Origin of the sequence: Streptomyces sp. NPDC021225, from assembly GCF_044332865.1 — a bacterium.
Classification (GTDB): Bacteria; Actinomycetota; Actinomycetes; order Streptomycetales; family Streptomycetaceae; genus Streptomyces.
Genome location: NZ_JBIRPV010000017.1, coordinates 155,753 through 175,558, shown reverse-complemented (window position 1 = coordinate 175,558; position 19,806 = coordinate 155,753). Strand labels below are relative to the sequence as shown.

Here is a 19,806-nt window from a genome sequence, read left to right as displayed (position 1 = left end):
ACGGGGCCTCTCAGACCACGCCCTCGGGCACGCTCTTCTCGACGGCGCTCGCCAGATCGACGAGCGGGTTGACCTCCGGCGCGTACTTCCCGGGCACCGTCACCTCCACATACGCCCGGCGCAGCACGGTCGTGAAGCGGTAGCCGTCGTCCAGCTGCTCCGGCAGCCACTTCACGCCGTTGACCTCGGCCGAGTTGACGTACGGGTCGTAGTGTTCGGTGCCGGGTGTGAGCTTGAGGGGCTTCGCGACCCCGCAGCGCAGCTTTATGGCGGGGTCGCCCCAGGCGGCGGTGAGGTCCGAGGCGGGCTCGGGGGTGCGCCGCTTCAGCCCCTCCAGAGTCTTCGGCAGTTCCTTGTGCAGCGCCCGGCAGAGCCTGGCCGCCTCCGCCGTCGGCTTGGGAACCGAGAGGGACAGTGAACCGTCGGTGTCTCCGACGAGGGAGCAACCGGCCGCCGACAGCACGAGCAGCGCCACGGCGGCGGGCGTGGTGACGGCCCTGCGGCGGGGGCTACGGTGTGCGCAATTCACGGGCCGAGCATACGGGGAGTCACAGATGGACGACCGGGCAGGTCAGGGTGCGGGTGATGCCGTCCACTTGCTGGACCTTCGCGACCACCATGCGGCCGAGTTCATCGACCGTCTCCGCTTGTGCGCGCACGATGACGTCATACGGGCCGGTGACGTCCTCGGCCTGTATCACTCCGGGGATCTTGGCGATGACGTCGGCGACGGTCGACGCCTTGCCGACCTCGGTCTGGATCAGGATGTACGCCTGTACCACGGAACCTCCAGGGCGGCTACGAGGATCATGTGGGGAGAAGGGACGCCACGGTACCGCGTCGCCGAGCGACGCGGGGAGACCCGCGCGGCGTGCGCGGCGCGGCGGGCAGCGAGCGACAAGTGCGAAGGGGCAATGGGATGAAGGGCACCGTGGGCGAGTTGGGGGAGTTCGGGCTCATCAGAGAGCTCACCTCCCGGCTCACCACCACCCCGGCGGTACGGCTTGGGCCCGGCGATGACGCCGCGGTCGTGGCCGCGCCGGACCGGCGGGTCGTGGCCAGTACGGACGTACTGCTGGAGGGCCGGCACTTCCGCCGCGACTGGTCCACCGCCTATGACGTCGGCCGCAAGGCCGCCGCCCAGAACCTCGCGGACATCGCGGCCATGGGCGCGGTGCCCACCGCGCTCCTGCTGGGCCTGGTGGTGCCCGCCGAACTCCCGGTGACCTGGCCCGCCGAGCTGATGGACGGCATCCGCGACGAGTGCCAGGTGGCGGGCGCGGCCGTGGTGGGCGGCGATGTGGTGCGCGGCGACACCATCACCGTGGCCATCACCGCTCTGGGCGATCTGCGCAACCACGAGCCGGTCACCCGATCCGGTGCCCAGCCGGGCGACGTGGTCGCGGTCACGGGCTGGCTCGGCTGGTCGGCGGCCGGACACGCGGTGCTCTCCCGCGGCTTCCGCTCGCCGCGCGCCTTCGTGGAGGCGCACCGCCGCCCGGAGCCGCCGTACCACGCGGGGCCCGCAGCCGCCGGGCTCGGCGCGACCGCCATGACCGACGTCAGCGACGGGCTGGTCGCCGACCTCGGGCATATCGCGGAGGCCAGCAAGGTCCGGATCGATCTGCGCTCGGGGGACATCGACATCCCCTCCCAGATGTCCGACATCGGGCAGGCGGTGGGCGTCGATCCGCTTCAGTGGGTGCTCAACGGGGGCGAGGACCACGCGATCGTGGCCACCTTCCCGCCGGACGCGAAGCTGCCCGCCCGCTGGAAGGTGATCGGCGAGGTGCTCAACCCCTCGGCGCTGCCGCAGGTGACCGTGGACGGCGCGCCCTGGCCGCACGCGGGCTGGGACCACTTCGGCAAGGACAAGAGCGCCGACTAGAAGCGCCGACGGGAAGCACCGGCCGGAAGCACCGGCCGGAAGCGCCTTCGGGAAGCGCCCATCGGAACGCCGAGTAGATTCGGCGACATGGCGACTTCCCCCGCACCACCGCCCACCAGGCCCATGGCCCCGCCCCGCGTCCTCACCGTCGCCGGATCCGACTCCGGCGGCGGTGCCGGTATTCAGGCCGACCTGAAGGCGATGCTGGCCCTCGGCGTGCACGGCATGAGCGTGATCACGGCCGTGACGGCGCAGAATTCGCTGGGCGTGAGCGGTGCGTGGGAGCTGCCCGCCGAGGCCGTACGGGCCCAGTTCCGCAGCGTCGTCGACGACATCGGGGTGCAGGCGGTCAAGACCGGGATGCTGGCCACCGCCGAGCTGGTCGAGACCGTCGCCGGGCTGCTCGCGGACGTCTCCGCCCCGGTCGTGGTCGACCCGGTCGGGGTCTCCAAACACGGCGACGCCCTGCTCGCCGCGGAGGCCCTCGGCTCGGTCCGCACCCGGCTGCTGCCGGTCGCGACCGTGGCCACGCCCAACCTGGACGAGGTCGCCCAGCTCACGGGTGTGACGGTGGCGGGGGAGGGGGATCTGCGGCGGGCCGCGGGCGCGGTTCTGGAGTTCGGCCCGCGATGGGCGTTGATCAAGGGCGGCCATCTGGACGGCGACGCGGTCGACCTGCTGACCGACGGCACCGAGGAGCACTGGCTGCGCGCGCCCCGGCACGACAACCGCCATACGCACGGCACGGGCTGCACCCTCGCCTCGGCCATCGCCTCGCATCTGGCGCTGGGGGCCGGGGTGCCGGAGGCCGTCGCGGCGGCCAAGGAGTACGTCACGGGCGCGATCGCGGCCGGATTCCCGCTGGGCCGGGGGATCGGCCCGGTGGATCACGGCTGGCGGTGGCGCTGACCTCGGAGACGAGCCCGGGACTGGACCGGGAACTCAGGGCATGCGAAAAGCCGGTCCACCACGAGGTGGACCGGCTCGGCAACCGGAAGGGTCGCACTCGGCACGCGCACGGGGTCGCCCCCGCCCGCGCGGGAGATTCAGCGCGAAACCTTGCCGGCCTTGATGCACGAGGTGCAGACGTTGAGCCGCTTCGGGGTCCGACCGACCACAGCGCGCACCGTCTGGATGTTGGGGTTCCAACGACGGCGGGTGCGGCGGTGCGAGTGCGAGATGTTGTTGCCGAAGCCCGGCCCCTTGCCGCAGACGTCGCAGTTGGCAGCCACGGGTTACTCCAAAGACGGGTCAACCCCGCTGGCGCGAGGAGACAGACACTTACGGTGAACCCCGGCGCGCCGGGATCGTGAACGATCGGCGGTGATGCCAGGGGAATGGCCCGATTTTCATCGGGCAACCGGAGCAATATACAACGCCTGCTCCGCTACCCCGAAATTACCACGGTCGCCCGGGCCTGCGCCGGGGGTGGCGACTACCCTGCGATAACGGTCCCGCCCCCTGCCCTCCCGAGGAGGACGTACGTGCCGCACACGCTCGACGCCGATGCGGTACGCACCTGGTGCGCCCTGGCGCTGGACGCGCTCGGCCGCGCTCGCGAGGAGATCGACGCGATCAACGTCTATCCGGTCGCGGACGCGGACACCGGCACCAATCTCTATCTGACCGTCGAGTCCGCCGCCCAGGCCGTCGCCGCCGCGTTCGACGGCCACGCCGCGGCCCAGGGGACCGCCGCCCGCCCGAGCCTGCCCGAGGCGGTGCGCGCCATGGCCCACGGCGCCCTGATCGGGGCGCGCGGCAACTCCGGCACCATCCTGGCGCAGCTGCTGCGCGGCATGGCGGACGTCCTCGCGGACGGCGACGGCCCCAGCGGCGACGGAGGTGGCGACGGAGGCGGCGACGACGGTGGGGCGGACGGCCTGCGCCGGGCCCTGCGGCGCGCGGCCGAGCTGGCGTACCTGGGCGTGGCCCACCCGGTCGAGGGCACCGTGCTGACCGTGGCGCGGGCCGCGGCCGACTCCGCGGGGCGCGCCGAGGGAGACCCGGCCGCGGTGGCCCGCGCGGCGTACGAGGGCGCCCGGACCGCCCTGGAGGCCACCCCCGCTCAGCTCGGGGTGCTGGCCCGCGCGGGCGTCGTCGACGCGGGCGGCTACGGGCTGGTGGTGGTACTCGGCGCCCTCGCCGAGGCCACCTCGGGCCGGGCCCCGGCCGACGGGCCGGTCACGGCCCCCGGATGCTGCCCGGCCCCCGGGCCCGCGGCCGCCGCCGACGCCGGGCCCGACGGCGAGGGCGCCGACTGCGGACCCGCCTTCGAGGTGATCTATCTGCTGGAGGCGGACGAGCCGGCCGTCGCCCGGCTCCGTGAGCGGCTGGACGCGCTCGGCGACTCCCTGGTGGTCGTCGGCGGCGACGGGCTGTGGAACGTACACGTCCATGTGGACGACGCGGGAGCGGCCGTGGAGGCGGGCGTCGAGGCGGGCCGCCCGCACCGCATCCGCATCACCCACTTCGACACCGCCGCCGCCCGCCGGGCCCACGCCGACCAGCCCTACCCCCGGCCCCGCACGGCCGACACCGCCCGCCCGGACCGGCCGGGCGCCGCCGAGCCCCAGGGCGCCCGCGCGGAGCGCGCACCGCGCGCCGTGGTCGCGGTCGTCCCCGGCGAGGGCCTGGCCGCGCTGTGCGCCGAGGTCGGCGCGACCGTGGTCGCCGCGCGCCCCGGGGAGCGGCCGGCCGCGGGCGAGCTGACCGAGGCCGTCCGGCGGGCCGGCGCCCAGGAGGTCGTCCTGCTGCCGAACGACACCGAGCTGCGCCACACCGCCGCGGCCGCCGCCGCCCAGGCCCGCGCCGACGGCGTACGGGTGGCGGTCATCCCCACCCGCTCCCCGGTCCAGGGCCTCGCCGCGCTCGCCGTGCACGAGCCGGGCCGCAGCTTCGACGAGGACGTCGTGGCCATGACCTCCGCCGCGGGCGCCACCCGCTACGCCGAGCTGGCCGTCGCCGAGCGCCAGTTCTGGACCATGGCCGGGGTGTGCCAGGCGGGGGACGTACTCGGGCTCATCGACGGCGATGTGGCGGTGATCGGCGACGGCCTCGCGGGCACCGCCGAGACCGTGCTGGACCGGATGCTTGCCGCGGGCGGCGAACTGGTCACGCTGGTGCTGGGCGCGGACCTGCCCGACGGTGTCGCCGAGCACCTGGAGCGCCACGTACGGGAGGGGCACTTCGCCGTCGACACGGTGGTCTACCCGGGCGGCCAGTCCGATGTGCCGCTGATCATAGGCATCGAATAGCCCCGCACAGCAGGCGTCTCGTCGGACTCAATGGCCCCGCTTGTCGGTGCCGTGGTGTGCAATGGACTGCGTGCCCGCGCTGGATGAACCCCTGAAGAAGGTGCTCGGCGGCAACACCGCGAAGGTGATGGCCGACCACCTCGACCTGCACACGATCGGCGATCTGCTGCACCACTACCCCAGGCGGTACGCCGAGCGCGGCGAGCTGACCCGGCTGTCCGAGCTGCCCCTGGACGAGCATGTGACGGTCGTGGCGCAGGTCGCCGACGCCCGTGTGCACAAGTTCGACCGCGGCACCAAGCAGCGCCTGGAGGTCACCCTCACCGACGGCAGCGGCCGGCTCCAGCTGGTCTTCTTCGGCCGGGGCGTCTACGGGGCGCAGAAGGAGCTGCTCCCCGGCCGCCGGGGCATGTTCGCGGGCAAGGTCGGCGTCTTCCGCAATGTGCGCCAGCTCGCCCACCCCGCGTACGAGATGCTCGGCAAGGAGGACGGCGCGGAGGCCGTGGAGGCCTGGGCCAACCAGCTGCGGCCGCTGTATCCCGCCTGCGCCCAGCTGGAGTCCTGGAAGATCGAGAAGGCCGTCGGGACGCTGCTCGACAGCCTGGCGGCCACCGGCTGGGACGGCCTGGTCGACCCGCTGCCCGAGAGCCTGCGGCAGGGCCGCGGGCTGGCCGAGCTCCCCGAGGCGCTGCTGAAGATCCACCGGCCGCGCACCAAGACGGACATCGCCACGGCCCGGGACCGCCTGAAGTGGGACGAGGCCTTCGTGCTCCAGGTGGCCCTCGCCCGGCGGCGGCACGCCGACGCCCAACTGCCCGCGGTGCCGCGCGCCCCGGCCGAGGACGGTCTGCTGGACGCCTTCGACGCCCGGCTGCCGTTCACCCTCACCGACGGCCAGCGGAGCGTCAGCCGGGAGATCTTCGCCGACCTCGCCACCGAACACCCCATGCACCGGCTGCTCCAGGGCGAGGTCGGCTCCGGCAAGACCATGGTCGCGCTGCGCGCGATGCTGGGCGTCGTGGACAGCGGGGGACAGGCCGCGATGCTCGCGCCCACCGAGGTGCTCGCCCAGCAGCACCACCGCTCGATCACCGAGATGATGGGCGACCTGGCCGAGGGCGGCATGCTGGGCGGCTCCGAACAGGGCACCAAGGTCGTGCTGTTGACCGGCTCCATGGGCGCCGCGGCCCGCCGCCAGGCGCTGCTGGACCTGGTCACCGGCGAGGCCGGGATCGTGGTCGGGACGCATGCGCTGATCGAGGACAAGGTCCAGTTCCACGATCTGGGCCTGGTCGTGGTCGACGAGCAGCACCGCTTCGGCGTCGAGCAGCGCGACGCCCTGCGCTCCAAGGGCAAGCAGCCGCCGCATCTGCTGGTGATGACGGCCACCCCCATCCCGCGGACCGTCGCCATGACCGTCTTCGGCGACCTGGAGACCTCGGTCCTGGACCAGCTGCCGGCCGGGCGCTCCCCGATCGCCTCCCATGTGGTGCCCGCGAAGGACAAGCCGCACTTCCTGGCGCGGGCGTGGGAGCGAGTGCGCGAGGAGGTGGCGGCCGGGCACCAGGCCTATGTGGTGTGCCCGCGGATCGGCGACGACATCGGCGACGAGGGGGACGAGGGGGACGGGCCCAAGGGCGCTGCGCGCAAGCCGGCCAAGTCCGCGGCGAAGCCGTCCGCCAAGTCCTCCGCGGCGTCCCCCGAGGACGAGGCCGAGAAGCGGCCGCCGCTCGCGGTCCTCGACATCGCCGAGCAGCTCGCCAAGGGCCCGCTGCGGGACCTGAGCGTGGAGGTGCTGCACGGCCGGATGCAGCCGGAGGCGAAGGACGACGTGATGCGCCGCTTCGCCGCGGGCGAGGTGGACGTCCTGGTCGCCACGACGGTCATCGAGGTCGGGGTCAACGTCCCCAACGCCACCGCCATGGTGATCATGGACGCGGACCGCTTCGGCGTCTCGCAGCTGCACCAGCTGCGCGGCCGGGTCGGCCGTGGCTCGGCCGCCGGGCTGTGCCTGCTGGTGAGCGAGATGCCGGAGGGCAGCCCCGCCCGCGCCCGGCTCGGCGCGGTCGCGGCCACGCTGGACGGCTTCGAGCTGTCCCGGATCGACCTGGAGCAGCGGCGCGAGGGCGATGTGCTGGGGCAGGCCCAGTCCGGGGCGCGCTCCTCGCTGCGGGTGCTCGCGGTCATCGACGACGAGGAGGTCATCGCGGCGGCCCGGGAGGAGGCGGCGGCCATCGTCGCGGCCGACCCCGAGCTGACCGCCTTCCCCGAGCTGCGCACGGCGCTGGACGCGTTCCTGGACGAGGAGCGCGAGGAGTACCTCGACAAGGGCTGACAAGGGCTGAGTCGCGGGTGCCGGGCCTGGGCGGGGCCAGGGCCCCGGACGCCATATGGTGAAGGGGCAGCGGCTTCGTACGGCCCGCCGCTGCCCCCTCCCATCGCGAAGGACTGCGTCACCGATGACCCGCGTGATCGCCGGAGCCGCCGGCGGCCGCCGCCTGGCCGTGCCGCCGGGAAACGGCACCCGCCCCACCTCGGACCGGGCGCGCGAAGGCCTCTTCTCCACCTGGGAGTCGCTGCTGGGCTCGCTGCGCGGGGCCAGGGTGCTCGATCTGTACGGCGGCTCGGGCGCGGTCGGCCTGGAGGCGCTCTCGCGCGGCGCGGAGCATGTGCTGCTGGTGGAGTCCGACGCGCGCGCCGCCCGCACCATCCGGGCCAACATCCGGGCGCTGGACCTGCCGGGCGCCGAACTGCGCACCGGCCGGGCCGAGCAGACGATCGCCGGTCCGGTGCCCTCGACCGGCCCGTACGACGTGGTGTTCCTGGACCCGCCGTACGCGGTGGCCGACGACGAGCTGCGGGAGATTCTGCTCACACTCGCCGGTAACGGGTGGCTCGCGCCCGACGCGCTGGCCACGGTGGAGCGGAGCACGCGAGGCGGGGATTTCGGGTGGCCTGCCGGTTTCGAGGGCTTGCGGGCCCGTCGATACGGCGAGGGCACGCTTTGGTACGGTCGCGCCGCCTCGACGTGCGACAACGCGTCATGACCGGACCCGAGAGCGAGGAACCACCAGTGCGCCGCGCAGTCTGTCCGGGGTCCTTCGACCCCGTCACCAATGGGCACCTCGACATCATCGCCCGTGCGTCCAAGCTGTACGACGTCGTCTACGTCGCCGTGATGATCAACAAGTCCAAACAGGGGCTGTTCACCGTGGACGAGCGGATGGACCTGCTCCGCCAGGTCACCGCCGAGTACGGGAACGTCCGGGTGGAGTGCTTCCACGGCCTCCTCGTGGACTTCTGCAAGGAACGCGAGATCCCCGCCATCGTCAAGGGGCTGCGGGCGGTCAGCGACTTCGACTACGAGCTCCAGATGGCCCAGATGAACAACGGCCTCTCCGGCGTGGAGACGCTGTTCGTACCCACCAACCCCACCTACAGCTTCCTCTCCTCCAGCCTGGTCAAGGAGGTGGCGGCCTGGGGCGGCGACGTCTCCCACCTGGTGCCCCCGCTGGTGCTCGAGGCGCTGACCGAGCGGCTGCGCAAGCGCTGACCCGATGACGGCCGGGCCGGCGGGTTTTGGGCGGGGCCCGCTGGCCGTACAGTCGTCCCCGGTCGTTCCCGCCCGTTGCAGTTCTTTCCGTCAAGTTCCGTCAAGTCCCGTCAAGAGAGAGTGGCGAGCACCCAAGGTGGACGTGCAGAAGAAGCTCGACGAGATCGTCGACACCGTCGGCAGCGCCCGGTCCATGCCCATGTCGGCCTCGTGCGTGATCAACCGCGCCGAGCTGCTCGCCATGCTCGAAGAGGTGCGCGCCGCTCTCCCTGACTCCCTGGCCCAGGCGCAGGACGTGATCGGCGGCCGCGACCGCATGGTCGAGCAGGCCCGCCAGGAGGCCGACCGGATCATCGAGACTGCGCACGCCCACCGGGGCTCGCTGGTCTCGGACACCGAGGTGGCCAGAAAGTCCCAGGAGGAGGCGGACCGGATCCTGGAGGAGGCCCGCCGGGAGGCCGAGGAGATCCGCGCCGAGGCCGACGACTACGTCGACAGCAAACTCGCCAACTTCGAGGTCGTGCTGACCAAGACCATCGACTCCGTGGACCGGGGCCGGGGCAAGCTGCTGGGCCGTCCCTCGGACGGGGCGCCGGACGAGGTGGGGCAGCTGGAGGACGGTCCCGAGCGCAGCGCCGACCCCCAGACGCTGCGGCACCGCGCCGACGAATACGTGGACACCAAGCTCGGCGCGGTCTCGGCGGTGCTCACCAAGACGCTGGAGGCGGTAGGCCGGGGCCGCCAGAAGCTGCTCGGGGCCCAGGCGATCGATGAACTGGGCGCGCACCTGGCCGCCCAGGACGCCGCCGCCTCGCTCGGCCACCAGACCAGCGACGACGACTACCTGGCGGACCTGGCCCAGTCGCAGGCGCAGGTGACGGTGGCGCGGCCCGAGGCGGCGCCCGACGCCTCGTACTACACGGCCACGGCCGGCTATCAGCAGCAGGACGCGTACGGCTATCAGCAGCAGGGCTATGTGCAGCAGCAGGACCCGTACCCGGCCCAGGGCGGCTATCAGCAGCAGGACGCGTACGGCTGGCAGCAGCAGCCCCAGGGCTACGACCCGAGCGGCTACGCCCCCGAGCAGCAGCAGCAGCCGCAGCAGCTGGCGCTACCCCCGGCGCACCACCAGCCCCAGCAGCCCGCCGCGGCCCTCGACGAGACCAGCCTGTTCGACACCAGCATGATCGACCTGGATCAGCTGCGTCAGTACGAGCAGGGCCGCTGAGCCCGGCCTGACCTCAATCCACCGCCCCGGGGGCGGATTGGGTCTACGGCGGCCGGTCCAGTATCCTGGCTCTTCGGTCGCGTGTACGTCCGCGATCTCGGCTGCCCGTTTCGTAGTTTCGCGTCGGGTGGCCCGCCGCAGCCGTAGAAAGCAGGAAGCCCTGAACGCCCGCCTCGACCACCGTGCCCCTCTCGTGTTCGATACGCGCGAGCTGGGTCGTCGTCCCGGCGCGCTCAAAAGGCTCTCCCGCTCGGTCCCGGCCCCCAAGGACCTCGGTATCGAGGTCATCGGGGTGCGGGAGGGCGTGACCGTCGAGCTCGACCTCCGCCTGGAGTCGGTCATGGAGGGGGTGCTTGTCACAGGCACCGCCCTCGCACCGCTGACAGGGGAGTGCGTAAGGTGTCTGGAGCCGCTGGAGCGGGAGCTCGAAGCGGACTTCCAGGAGATGTACTCCTACCCCGACGCCGACGACCGGAGCCGCCCCGCGGACACCGGCGACGACGCCGAGGAGGAGGACACGCTCTTTCTCGAGGGCGATCTGTTCGACCTCGAACCCGTGCTGCGTGACGCGGTGGTGCTCGCACTGCCGCTGCAGCCGGTGTGCCGGGAGGACTGCCCCGGGCTGTGCGCCGAGTGCGGCGCGCGGCTCGAGGAGGACCCCGACCACCATCACGATGCCGTCGACATCCGTTGGGCGGCGCTGCAGGGACTCGCCGAGGCCGATTCGGGCGGCGAGAAGGACAACGCACCCCGCGAACGCGGGGATGACTCACAGGAGAAGTAGCCGTGGCTGTTCCGAAGCGGAAGATGTCGCGCAGCAACACGCGCCACCGCCGGTCGCAGTGGAAGGCTGCGGTCCCCACCCTGGTGGCGTGCGAGCGCTGCCACGAGCCGAAGCTGCAGCACATCGCGTGCCCCAGCTGCGGCACCTACAACCGCCGCCAGGTCCTCGAGGTCTGATCGGCGGGTGACAGGCTCTATGTCGGACGCCAACACGACTCCCCGTAAGCGTGCGGGAGAACCGGCCCAGGCGGACACGGCCTCGTCCCACACGATCCTGGAAGGGCGGCTCGGGTATCAGCTCGAGTCCGCCCTTCTGGTGCGTGCGCTCACCCACCGCTCCTTCGCGTACGAGAACGGCGGGCTGCCCACCAACGAGCGTCTGGAGTTCCTCGGGGACTCCGTGCTCGGTCTGGTGGTCACCGACACGCTGTACCGCATCCACCCCGACCTGCCCGAGGGCCAACTGGCCAAGTTGCGGGCCGCCGTGGTCAACTCGCGCGCGCTGGCCGAGGTGGGCCGCGGCCTCGACCTCGGCGCCTTCATCCGGCTCGGCCGGGGCGAAGAGGGCACGGGGGGCAGGGACAAGGCCTCGATCCTCGCCGACACTCTTGAAGCGGTCATCGGCGCCGTCTACCTCGACCAGGGGCTGGACGCCGCCGCGGAGCTGGTGCACCGGCTCTTCGATCCGCTGATCGAGAAGTCCTCGAACCTGGGCGCCGGCCTGGACTGGAAGACCAGCCTCCAGGAGCTGACCGCCACCGAGGGCCTCGGGGTTCCGGAGTATCTGGTCTCCGAGACCGGACCCGACCACGAGAAGACCTTCACGGCTGCCGCCCGCGTCGGTGGTGTCGCGTACGGCACCGGCACCGGCCGCAGCAAGAAGGAAGCCGAGCAGCAGGCGGCCGAGGCCGCCTGGCGCGCGATCCGCGCGGCGGCTGACGAGGCGGCCAAGGCCAAGGCCGAGGCCGAATCGGCCACCGCCGGGGGCACCGCCGCCGGCTCGGACGGCGAGGCCGCCGACACCGCCTCGCCGGCACACTGATCACACCCCTCGCCCTCCCTGCGACCGAGCGCGGCCCCGGCCGCCAGGGCCGCCGGGAGGGCGAGGGCTTTTGCCAAGGAGGCCCCCGTTGCCCGAGCTGCCCGAGGTCGAGGTGGTCCGCCGCGGTCTGGAGCGCTGGATCAGCGGCCGTACGGTCGCCGAGGCGCAGGTGCTGCACTCGCGCGCGGTACGCCGTCACCTCGGGGGCGGCGAGGACTTCGCCGCCCGCCTCAAGGGGCGCCGCGCCGGGGTGGCCCGCCGCCGCGGGAAGTACCTGTGGCTGCCGCTGGACGACGGCGATGAGTCGGTGCTGGCGCACCTCGGCATGAGCGGCCAGCTGCTCGTCCAGCCGCATGCCGCGCCGGACGAGAAGCACCTGCGCATCCGGGTGCGCTTCGCCGACTCCATAGGCACCGAGCTGCGCTTCGTCGACCAGCGCACCTTCGGCGGCCTCTCGCTGCACGAGGCCGAGCCCGGCGCGGCGGACGGGCTACCGGCGGCGATCGCGCACATCGCCCGCGACCCGCTGGACCCGGCGTTCGACGAGGCCGCCTTCCACACCGCGCTGCGCCGCCGCCGCACCACCCTCAAGCGGGCGCTGCTCGACCAGTCGCTGATCAGCGGGGTCGGGAACATCTACGCCGACGAGGCGCTGTGGCGCGCCCGGCTGCACTACGACCGGCCGACGGCCACCCTCACCCGCCCGCGCAGCGCCGAACTCCTCGGTCATGTGCGCGACGTCATGAACGCCGCGCTGGCCGTCGGCGGCACCAGCTTCGACTCCCTGTACGTCAATGTGAACGGCGAGTCGGGCTACTTCGAGCGTTCCCTGGACGCGTACGGCCGGGAGAACGAGCCCTGCCGCCGCTGTGACACGCCGATGCGGCGCCGCCCGTGGATGAACCGCTCCAGCTACTTCTGCCCGCGCTGTCAGCGCCCGCCGCGCCCGGTCGCGGCGCCCCGTACCGCCGTACCGCGCTCCTCGTCGTAGCGCGCCTGGGCGGTCAGCACCTCAGGCATCCGCTCCTCGACGAGGCCGATCAGCGCCAGCAGCCGCTCGGCGACGGCGTGGCCCAGCGGGGTCAGTTCGTAGTCCACGCGCGGCGGGTTGGTCGGCTGTGCCTCGCGGTGCACCAGGCCGTCGCGCTCCAGCGCGTGCAGCGTCTGGGACAGCATCTTCTCGCTGACGCCGTCGACCCGGCGGCGCAGCTCGTTGAAGCGGAGACTGCCCTGCTCGAGAGCGCCCAGGGTCAGGCCGCCCCACTTGCCGGTGATGTGCTCCAGCGTGCCGCGGGAGGGGCAGACGCGGGCGAACACGTCGAAGGCCAGGTCGTCATGTGCCGTTTCGGCGCCTGTCGGCGTGGCGCGGTCGCTCTCCATGCCATGACCATACTCCAGCGCAGCGCTGACCACCGGGTTGCGCTTTCGGAAAGTTAGTTAAGCGCCGGGCCGGGTACGGCGCACTCGCCGCCTGACGGGGAAGGGGTGAGGGCGCCGCACCCGGTGTGCGGCCCGGGCCTCAGGAACGGCTCAGTAGCCGAAGTCCTGGGTCCACCACGGGCCGTCCGCGCCGAAGTTCGCGCCGACGCCGAGGGTCTTGTAGCCGCAGTTGAGGATGTTCGCCCGGTGGCCGGAGCTGTTCATCCAGGAGTCCATCACCGCCTGCGCGTCCTCCTGGCCGCGGGCGATGTTCTCCCCGCCCAGGTTCACGATGCCGACCTGCTCCGCCCGCTCCCAGGGGGTGTCGCCGTCCGGGTCGAGGTGGTCGAAGAAGCCCCGCAGCGCCATGTCGTCGCTGAAGTCCTGGGCCAGCTGGGTCAGTTTCGGGTCGGCGGTCACCGGCGCGCAGCCGGCCTTCGACCGCTCCTCGTTGACCAGCGCCAGCACCTGCCGCGCGGCGGCCTTCTCGGCCTTGTCGGGGTTTCCGGGCGTGGTGTTGGAGTTTTCGCTCTGGCCCGGGGGCGTGGTGGGCTTCTGGGACGAGCCCTTGCCGTTCGAGCCTCCGTTCCCGTTTCCGTTGCCCCTGCCGTTCGCGTTGCCCTTCCCGTTTCCGTTCCCGGGGGCGGTGTCCGAGGAACCCGGCTGGGTCGAGGGGGTGGTGGAGGGCGTGGGGGAGGACTTGCCCGGGCTCTTCGAGGGTGTGGTGGACGGCGCCTGCGGCCGGTCCTCGCCGCGGTCCGCGGGGGTCGTGCCGCGGTCCACTGGCGAGGCCGAGGGGGAGCCCTGGGTCTCCAGGGACGGGCCGGACGGGCCGTCGGCGATCACCCCTCCGGCCGGGTCGTTGCTTCCGCTAAGGGTCGGTCCTCCCGGCAGCAGCCCGGTGGCCATGGCCACCGCACCCACCGCGACAGCGGCGGAAACACTCAGCAGTCCGGTCCGCACCGGTGCCAGGTGGCTCCGGCGGGCTCCCCGGTGGCGCCCGGCGCCGAGGGGTGTCGGCGCGGATCCGGGGGCAGATCGTCGATGGCGGCCCATCTCCTGCCTTCCTTGCAAGATCGGGGTCACATGCGTCACTCGTACGGGTGAGTATTGCGTTTGAGCCGGGACTGTACGCCATGACGGAGGTGGCTGAGGCGCCAGGGAGCGAATTGCTTGGTTTGCGTTCAGCTAGCGTGCCACTCATGAACGAGAGAGTGCGCCTCACCGCGTGGGTCCGCGGCCGGGTCCAGGGAGTCGGTTTTCGCTGGTTCACCAGGGCAAACGCACTGCGCATCGGAGGGCTGGCCGGGTTCGCCTCGAATTTGTCCGATGGCCGGGTCCAGATCGTCGCAGAAGGCGAACGCATGAACTGCGAACAGCTGCTCGACTGGCTGCGGGGTGACGACACGCCCGGCCGGGTCGAGGGTGTGACCGAGATCTGGGACACACCTCGGGGCGGCTACGAGAGCTTCGAGATCCGCTGAGAAACCCCGCCGCACCCGCCCGCCGAGAGCCCTCGCCGGGCGGGCTTTTTGCACCGCGCGTGAGCGGAAACAAGCTGATGGTTGCCAATGCGGGCGGTCCGTGGAAGGCTGCGGCGTAAGGGATGATCTCCTCGCTCCGACGGCCTGATCAATACGGGCTCGGCGGCATTCGCCGCCCGGTAAGCCCCCGGCCGCTGGGCCCCGTCGGCCTGTGATCGTGTTGACCCTCAAACCAATTGGTGAGACGCTGGAAGCCCCGCGCACCTTAACTGTTTGCCACTCAGCACGGTAGTAACGGCAGGCATCGCGGGTGCGAAATCCCTCACGACCCACCACCGCTTCGGTCGGTCACTCAGTGTGGAGGACCATCCATCATGGCAAAGGCGCTTCTCGGTTACGTCGGCGGCTCCGACCCCCGAGTCCTCGCCGAGATGCGACGGCTTCAGCAGCGCGTCCAGGACCTCGAATCCGAGCTCATTCGGATCCAGGCCGAGAACGACGCTCTGTCCGCCGCCGCTCACCACGGCGACTCGCTGCTCGAAAGCATCGACGTATCCCAGGCGGAGCCTGCGCTCGCCTGACCCGGCTCACGAGCCGGTCGGGCTGCACCGTCAGCCGCTTGAGAATCTGCAAGGGACGCCCATGGCGTCCCTTCGTCGTTTCCGCGGCGACCGACCGCGTTTCCCTTACCGTCTGATGTGCCCCTCCCCCTCACCGGTGAAACCGAGAAAAAACTCGAGAAACACCGAGCGAAGCAGAGGCGAGCGGAGACAGGCAGAGACAAGCGAAGACCCGCCTCGCGGCGCCACGGCCGAAGGACGGTGTCGTGTGAGACAGGGGAGGTAGAGTCCAAAGGCGTGCATCTCAAGAGCCTGACCCTCCGAGGCTTCAAATCCTTCGCCTCCGCCACGACGCTGCGCTTCGAGCCGGGTATCACCTGCGTCGTCGGCCCCAATGGTTCGGGCAAGTCCAATGTCGTGGACGCGCTTTCCTGGGTCATGGGGGAGCAGGGCGCGAAGTCGCTGCGCGGCGGAAAGATGGAGGACGTCATCTTCGCCGGCACCACCGGCCGTCCCCCGCTCGGCCGCGCCGAGGTCTCCCTCACCATCGACAACTCCGATGGCGCCCTGCCCATCGAATACGCCGAAGTCACCATCACGCGGATCATGTTCCGTAACGGCGGCAGCGAATACCAGATCAACGGCGACACCTGTCGTCTGCTGGACATCCAGGAGCTGCTCTCCGACTCCGGCATCGGCCGTGAGATGCATGTCATCGTCGGCCAGGGCCAGCTCGACTCCGTCCTGCACGCCGACCCGACCGGGCGCCGCGCCTTCATCGAGGAGGCCGCGGGCGTACTCAAACACCGCAAACGCAAAGAGAAGGCGCTGCGGAAGCTGGACGCCATGCAGGCCAACCTCGCCCGCGTCCAGGACCTCACCGACGAGCTGCGGCGCCAGCTCAAGCCGCTCGGGCGGCAGGCCGCGGTCGCCCGGCGGGCCGCCGTCATCCAGGCCGATCTGCGCGACGCCCGGCTGCGGCTGCTCGCCGACGACCTGGTGACCATGCGCGAGGCACTGCGCACCGAGATCGCCGACGAGGCCGCGCTCAAACAGCGCAAGGAGACCGCCGAGGCCGATCTGCGCGCCGCGCAGCAGCGGGAGGCGGCGCTGGAGGAGCAGGTCCGGCGGCTGGCGCCGCGGCTGCGGGACGCCCAGCAGACCTGGTACGAGCTCTCACAGCTCGCCGAGCGGGTGCGCGGCACCATCAGCCTGGCCGACGCCCGGGTCAAGAGCGCCGGCTCCGCCCCCGGAGAGGAGCGGCGCGGCCGGGACCCGGAGGACATGGAGCGCGAGGCGGCCCGGATCCGCGAGCAGGAGGCGGAGCTGGAGGCCGCGCTGGAGGCGGCGAGCCGGGCGCTGGACGACACCGTCGAGCACCGCGCCGAACTGGAGAGGGAGCTGGCGCTCGAGGAGCGCCGGCTGAAGGACGCGGCCCGCGCCATCGCCGACCGCCGCGAGGGGCTGGCCCGGCTCCAGGGCCAGGTGAACGCCGCCCGGGGCCGGGCGGGTTCGGCGCGGGCCGAGATCGACCGGCTGGCCGCCGCCCGCGACGAGGCCCGGCAGCGGGCGGTCGCGGCGCAGGAGGAGTACGAACAGCTCCAGGCCGAGGTCGACGGACTCGATGCGGGCGACGCGGAATTGGCGGAGCGCCATGAGGCCGCCAAACGGGAGCTGGCCGAGGCGGAGACCGCGCACCGGGCGGCCCGCGAGGCTCTGACGGCCGCCGAGCGCGAGCGCGCCGCGACCTCCGCCCGCCATGACGCGCTGGCCCTGGGCCTGCGCAGAAAGGACGGCACGGGCGTACTCCTCGGCTCCGCCGACCGGCTGACCGGCCTCCTCGGCCCGGCCGCCGAACTCCTCGACGTCGCCTCCGGCTTCGAGGTCCCCGTGGCCGCGGCCCTGGGCGCCGCGGCCGACGCGATCGCCGTCGCGGACCCCGGCACCGCGGCGGAGGCCATCCGCCTCCTCCGCAAACAGGACGCGGGCCGCGCCGCGCTCCTGCTCGGCGCCCCGGCGCCCGGGCGCCCCGACTCCATCGCGCCGCCGGGCGCGCCGGCCGGAGCGGACCCGTCCGCGCCGCGCCCGGACGCCCCGGCAGCCGGGGCTCGCGACCCGGGCGGTGCAGGCGGCGCCTTTGCGTCCGGGACCGCGGCGCCGGGCGCGCCCGGCGGCCCGATGGCCGGTCAGACCGGCTCCGTACGGCTGCCGCACCCGACCGAAGGCGGCGCGGACGGCGAGCGGGAGCGCGCGGACGCCTCCGGCGACTCACCCCTCGGCCTGGGCCCGTCGGGGCCGCCGCCCGGGCCAGAGCCCGGCGCGGCAGCGGCCGAATCTTCGGCGGGCGGCGGGGTTTCCGCCGACACGAGCATCATCGTTCCCGGCGCCAGACCCGGGGAGGCCGGAGGCGCGGTCTCCGGCGACGGCGCGCGCGGAGGGGGTCCAGCGGGCGCGGTCGGCCCGGTCTCCCGCCCCGAAGGCCGGGCGGCGGCGGTGGCCGAGGCCGGGCCCGTCGGCGAGCCCGGGCTGCGCCGCGCGGCCGAGCTCGTGGGTGGGCCCGCGGGGTTGCTGACCGCTGTGCGGTGGCTGCTGCGGGACGTCGTGGTGGTCGCGACGCTGGAGGACGCCGAGGAACTGGTCGAGCGGCGGCCGGAGTTGACGGCAGTGACCGCCGAGGGCGATCTGCTCGGGGCGCACTTCGCCCAGGGCGGCTCCGCCGGGGCGCCCAGTCTGCTGGAGGTGCAGGCCTCGGTCGACGAGGCGGCCGCGGAGCTGGAGGAGCTCGCGGTGCGGTGTGAGGAGCTCACCGCCGCGCAGCGGGCGGCGGCGGAGCGGCGGGCCGAATGCGCGGCGCGGGTCGAGGAGCTGGCGGCCCGGCGCAGCGCGGCCGACCGGGAGAAGTCGCAGGTGGCCCAGTCGCTGGGGCGGCTGGCCGGGCAGGCGCGGGCCGCGGCAGGCGAGGCCGAGCGGATGACGGCGGCCGCGGCCAAGGCGGAGGAGGCGCTGGCCAGGGCCACCGAGGAGGCCGAGGAGCTGGCGGAGCGGCTGGTCGTCGCGGAGGAGGAAGCCACCTTTGGTGAAGGAGGGGCTGAGGAGCCGGACACCTCCGTACGGGACCGGCTGGCGGCCGACGGGGCGAACGCCCGGCAGACCGAGATGGAGGCGCGGCTCCAGGTCCGTACGCACGAGGAGCGGGTCAAGGGGCTCGCGGGGCGGGCGGACGCGCTCGACCGGGGCGCGCGCGCCGAGCGCGAGGCGCGGGCGCGCGCCGAGCAGCGGCGGGCGCGGCTGCGGCACGAGGCGACCGTGGCCTCGGCGGTGGCCTCGGGCGCCCGGCAGCTGCTGGCGCATGTCGAGGTGTCGCTGGTGCGGGCCGAGGAGGAGCGGGACGCGGCCGAGCGGGCGAAGGCCGAGCGGGAGCGCGAGCTGGTCGCCGAGCGCAACCACGGGCGTGTGCTCAAGGGCGAGCTGGACAAGCTGACCGACTCGGTGCACCGGGGCGAGGTGCTGGGCGCCGAGAAGCGGCTGCGGATCGAGCAGCTGGAGACCAGGGCGCTGGAGGAGCTGGGCGTCGAACCGGCCGGGCTGATCGCCGAGTACGGACCTGACCAGCTGGTCCCGCCGTCCCTTCCTGCGGAAGGGGAGGTCCTGCCCGAGACTGCATCGGATAGCGGCTCCGCCGCGGGGGAACACCCGCGCAATCAGCCGGTGCCCTATGTCAGGGCGCAGCAGGAGAAGCGGCTGAGGGCGGCCGAGCGGGCGTATCAGCAGCTGGGCAAGGTCAACCCGCTGGCGCTGGAGGAGTTCGCGGCGCTGGAGGAGCGGCACAAGTTCCTGAGCGAGCAGCTGGAGGACCTGAAGAAGACGCGGGCCGATCTGCTCCAGGTGGTCAAGGAGGTGGACGAGCGCGTCGAGCAGGTGTTCACGGAGGCCTACCGGGACACGGCGCGCCAGTTCGAGGGCGTCTTCTCGCGGCTGTTCCCGGGTGGCGAGGGCCGGCTGGTGCTCACCGACCCGGAGAACATGCTGACCACGGGCGTGGATGTGGAGGCCAGGCCGCCGGGCAAGAAGGTCAAGCGGCTGTCGCTGCTGTCCGGCGGGGAGCGGTCGCTGACCGCCGTGGCGCTGCTGGTGTCGATCTTCAAGGCGCGGCCGAGCCCGTTCTATGTGATGGACGAGGTCGAGGCCGCGCTGGACGACACCAATCTCCAGCGGCTGATCCGGATCATGGAGGAGCTACAGGAGAGCTCCCAGCTGATCGTGATCACTCACCAGAAGCGCACGATGGAGGTCGCCGACGCGCTGTACGGCGTCTCCATGCAGGGCGATGGGGTGTCCAAGGTCATCAGCCAGCGGCTGCGGTAGACGCCTCAACACTTGGCACTTCAACACTTGAAGTCATGTGATCAAGGATGCCCAATCTGCCCCTGAAGGCAGCGCCGTGACTCCTTCGTCACACCCTATTGACTTCGGAACTTGAAGGCATAGTCTCGGCAACGTTGTTTTTACCTTCAAGTGGTGGCCCGACCCCACGGCCAAGCCCCGCTGGAAGGCCGCCCCCCACGTCCGGCGGTGCTGCCGGACGGCCACAGGAG

At 72.7% G+C, this 19,806-nt stretch carries 19 protein-coding genes; 14 read left to right on the top strand and 5 right to left on the bottom strand.

Features of this window, described 5'->3' with window-relative positions; genetic code table 11:
• Window positions 1–10 precede the first annotated feature (10 nt).
• Window positions 11–529, bottom strand: coding sequence for a DUF3515 domain-containing protein (locus ACH4S9_RS42830; RefSeq protein WP_311727826.1), 519 nt, complete (start codon window positions 527–529; stop codon window positions 11–13).
• A gap of 19 nt (window positions 530–548) precedes the next feature.
• Window positions 549–782 (bottom strand): Lrp/AsnC family transcriptional regulator, encoded by a 234-nt coding sequence (locus ACH4S9_RS42825; RefSeq protein ID WP_014176096.1) that lies wholly within the window; start codon window positions 780–782, stop codon window positions 549–551.
• 137 nt (window positions 783–919) lie between these two features.
• Here ACH4S9_RS42825 and ACH4S9_RS42820 point away from each other — a divergent pair, with 137 nt between their 5' ends.
• Window positions 920–1,888 carry a thiamine-phosphate kinase gene (locus tag ACH4S9_RS42820; RefSeq protein ID WP_311727825.1) on the top strand — a complete coding sequence of 323 codons (969 nt, stop codon included), beginning with the start codon at window positions 920–922 and terminating at the stop codon, window positions 1,886–1,888.
• 87 nt (window positions 1,889–1,975) lie between these two features.
• On the top strand, window positions 1,976–2,797 hold the full coding sequence (gene thiD / locus ACH4S9_RS42815; protein WP_311727824.1) for a bifunctional hydroxymethylpyrimidine kinase/phosphomethylpyrimidine kinase: 822 nt from the start codon (window positions 1,976–1,978) through the stop codon (window positions 2,795–2,797).
• Between the two features lie 137 nt (window positions 2,798–2,934).
• Here thiD and rpmB read toward each other — a convergent pair whose 3' ends face one another.
• Window positions 2,935–3,120 carry a 50S ribosomal protein L28 gene (gene rpmB, locus ACH4S9_RS42810; protein ID WP_009714771.1) on the bottom strand — a complete coding sequence of 62 codons (186 nt, stop codon included), beginning with the start codon at window positions 3,118–3,120 and terminating at the stop codon, window positions 2,935–2,937.
• 252 nt (window positions 3,121–3,372) lie between these two features.
• On the opposite strand from rpmB, the gene ACH4S9_RS42805 reads away from it, so the two are divergent.
• From ACH4S9_RS42805 to mutM, 9 genes are all read left to right on the top strand, one after another.
• Window positions 3,373–5,142, top strand: a complete 1,770-nt coding sequence (locus tag ACH4S9_RS42805) for a DAK2 domain-containing protein (protein WP_398377044.1) — start codon at window positions 3,373–3,375, stop codon at window positions 5,140–5,142.
• A gap of 61 nt (window positions 5,143–5,203) precedes the next feature.
• Window positions 5,204–7,477, top strand: coding sequence for an ATP-dependent DNA helicase RecG (gene recG / locus ACH4S9_RS42800; RefSeq protein WP_311727822.1), 2,274 nt, complete (start codon window positions 5,204–5,206; stop codon window positions 7,475–7,477).
• A gap of 124 nt (window positions 7,478–7,601) precedes the next feature.
• Window positions 7,602–8,189, top strand: a complete 588-nt coding sequence (gene rsmD / locus ACH4S9_RS42795; protein ID WP_311727821.1) for a 16S rRNA (guanine(966)-N(2))-methyltransferase RsmD — start codon at window positions 7,602–7,604, stop codon at window positions 8,187–8,189.
• A complete protein-coding gene (gene coaD, locus ACH4S9_RS42790; RefSeq protein ID WP_311727820.1) occupies window positions 8,186–8,695 on the top strand; it encodes a pantetheine-phosphate adenylyltransferase in 510 nt (169 codons plus the stop codon). Before rsmD ends, coaD begins: the two co-directional genes overlap by 4 nt.
• Window positions 8,696–8,831: 136 nt before the next feature.
• Complete coding sequence (locus ACH4S9_RS42785) at window positions 8,832–9,923, top strand: cell division initiation protein (RefSeq protein ID WP_398377043.1); 1,092 nt, start codon at window positions 8,832–8,834, stop codon at window positions 9,921–9,923.
• 193 nt (window positions 9,924–10,116) lie between these two features.
• Complete coding sequence (locus tag ACH4S9_RS42780; protein WP_398377042.1) at window positions 10,117–10,707, top strand: YceD family protein; 591 nt, start codon at window positions 10,117–10,119, stop codon at window positions 10,705–10,707.
• Between the two features lie 2 nt (window positions 10,708–10,709).
• A complete protein-coding gene (gene rpmF, locus ACH4S9_RS42775; protein ID WP_065965136.1) occupies window positions 10,710–10,883 on the top strand; it encodes a 50S ribosomal protein L32 in 174 nt (57 codons plus the stop codon).
• A gap of 19 nt (window positions 10,884–10,902) precedes the next feature.
• Window positions 10,903–11,748 (top strand): ribonuclease III, encoded by an 846-nt coding sequence (gene rnc, locus ACH4S9_RS42770; protein WP_311727846.1) that lies wholly within the window; start codon window positions 10,903–10,905, stop codon window positions 11,746–11,748.
• A gap of 88 nt (window positions 11,749–11,836) precedes the next feature.
• Window positions 11,837–12,739: a bifunctional DNA-formamidopyrimidine glycosylase/DNA-(apurinic or apyrimidinic site) lyase gene (gene mutM / locus ACH4S9_RS42765; RefSeq protein ID WP_352133738.1), complete on the top strand. Its 903-nt coding sequence runs from the start codon at window positions 11,837–11,839 to the stop codon at window positions 12,737–12,739.
• Here the strand turns inward: mutM and ACH4S9_RS42760 are convergent.
• On the bottom strand, window positions 12,679–13,128 hold the full coding sequence (locus tag ACH4S9_RS42760; RefSeq protein WP_311727816.1) for a helix-turn-helix domain-containing protein: 450 nt from the start codon (window positions 13,126–13,128) through the stop codon (window positions 12,679–12,681). The two genes, mutM and ACH4S9_RS42760, sit on opposite strands and share 61 nt — an antisense overlap.
• 150 nt (window positions 13,129–13,278) lie before the next feature.
• Window positions 13,279–14,130, bottom strand: coding sequence for a CAP domain-containing protein (locus tag ACH4S9_RS42755; RefSeq protein ID WP_398377041.1), 852 nt, complete (start codon window positions 14,128–14,130; stop codon window positions 13,279–13,281).
• A 239-nt stretch (window positions 14,131–14,369) separates the two neighbouring features.
• Between ACH4S9_RS42755 and ACH4S9_RS42750 the strand changes: the two genes are divergently transcribed.
• From ACH4S9_RS42750 to ACH4S9_RS42740, 3 genes are all read left to right on the top strand, one after another.
• Window positions 14,370–14,651 carry an acylphosphatase gene (locus ACH4S9_RS42750; RefSeq protein WP_311727814.1) on the top strand — a complete coding sequence of 94 codons (282 nt, stop codon included), beginning with the start codon at window positions 14,370–14,372 and terminating at the stop codon, window positions 14,649–14,651.
• A gap of 374 nt (window positions 14,652–15,025) precedes the next feature.
• Complete coding sequence (locus tag ACH4S9_RS42745) at window positions 15,026–15,232, top strand: hypothetical protein (protein WP_311727813.1); 207 nt, start codon at window positions 15,026–15,028, stop codon at window positions 15,230–15,232.
• Between the two features lie 276 nt (window positions 15,233–15,508).
• Window positions 15,509–19,576, top strand: coding sequence for an AAA family ATPase (locus ACH4S9_RS42740; RefSeq protein ID WP_398377040.1), 4,068 nt, complete (start codon window positions 15,509–15,511; stop codon window positions 19,574–19,576).
• Window positions 19,577–19,806 lie beyond the last annotated feature (230 nt).

Excerpts from the sequence above, each read along its gene's own strand:
- ACH4S9_RS42820 (WP_311727825.1), top strand. The coding sequence starts at position 920 with ATGAAGGGCACCGTGGGCGAGTTGGGGGAGTTCGGGCTCATCAGAGAG.
- thiD (WP_311727824.1), top strand. The coding sequence starts at position 1,976 with ATGGCGACTTCCCCCGCACCACCGCCCACCAGGCCCATGGCCCCGCCC.
- recG (WP_311727822.1), top strand. The coding sequence starts at position 5,204 with ATGGACTGCGTGCCCGCGCTGGATGAACCCCTGAAGAAGGTGCTCGGC.
- rsmD (WP_311727821.1), top strand. The coding sequence starts at position 7,602 with ATGACCCGCGTGATCGCCGGAGCCGCCGGCGGCCGCCGCCTGGCCGTG.
- coaD (WP_311727820.1), top strand. The coding sequence starts at position 8,186 with ATGACCGGACCCGAGAGCGAGGAACCACCAGTGCGCCGCGCAGTCTGT.
- rnc (WP_311727846.1), top strand. The coding sequence starts at position 10,903 with ATGTCGGACGCCAACACGACTCCCCGTAAGCGTGCGGGAGAACCGGCC.
- ACH4S9_RS42760 (WP_311727816.1), bottom strand. The coding sequence starts at position 13,128 with ATGGAGAGCGACCGCGCCACGCCGACAGGCGCCGAAACGGCACATGAC.
- ACH4S9_RS42750 (WP_311727814.1), top strand. The coding sequence starts at position 14,370 with ATGAACGAGAGAGTGCGCCTCACCGCGTGGGTCCGCGGCCGGGTCCAG.
- ACH4S9_RS42745 (WP_311727813.1), top strand. The coding sequence starts at position 15,026 with ATGGCAAAGGCGCTTCTCGGTTACGTCGGCGGCTCCGACCCCCGAGTC.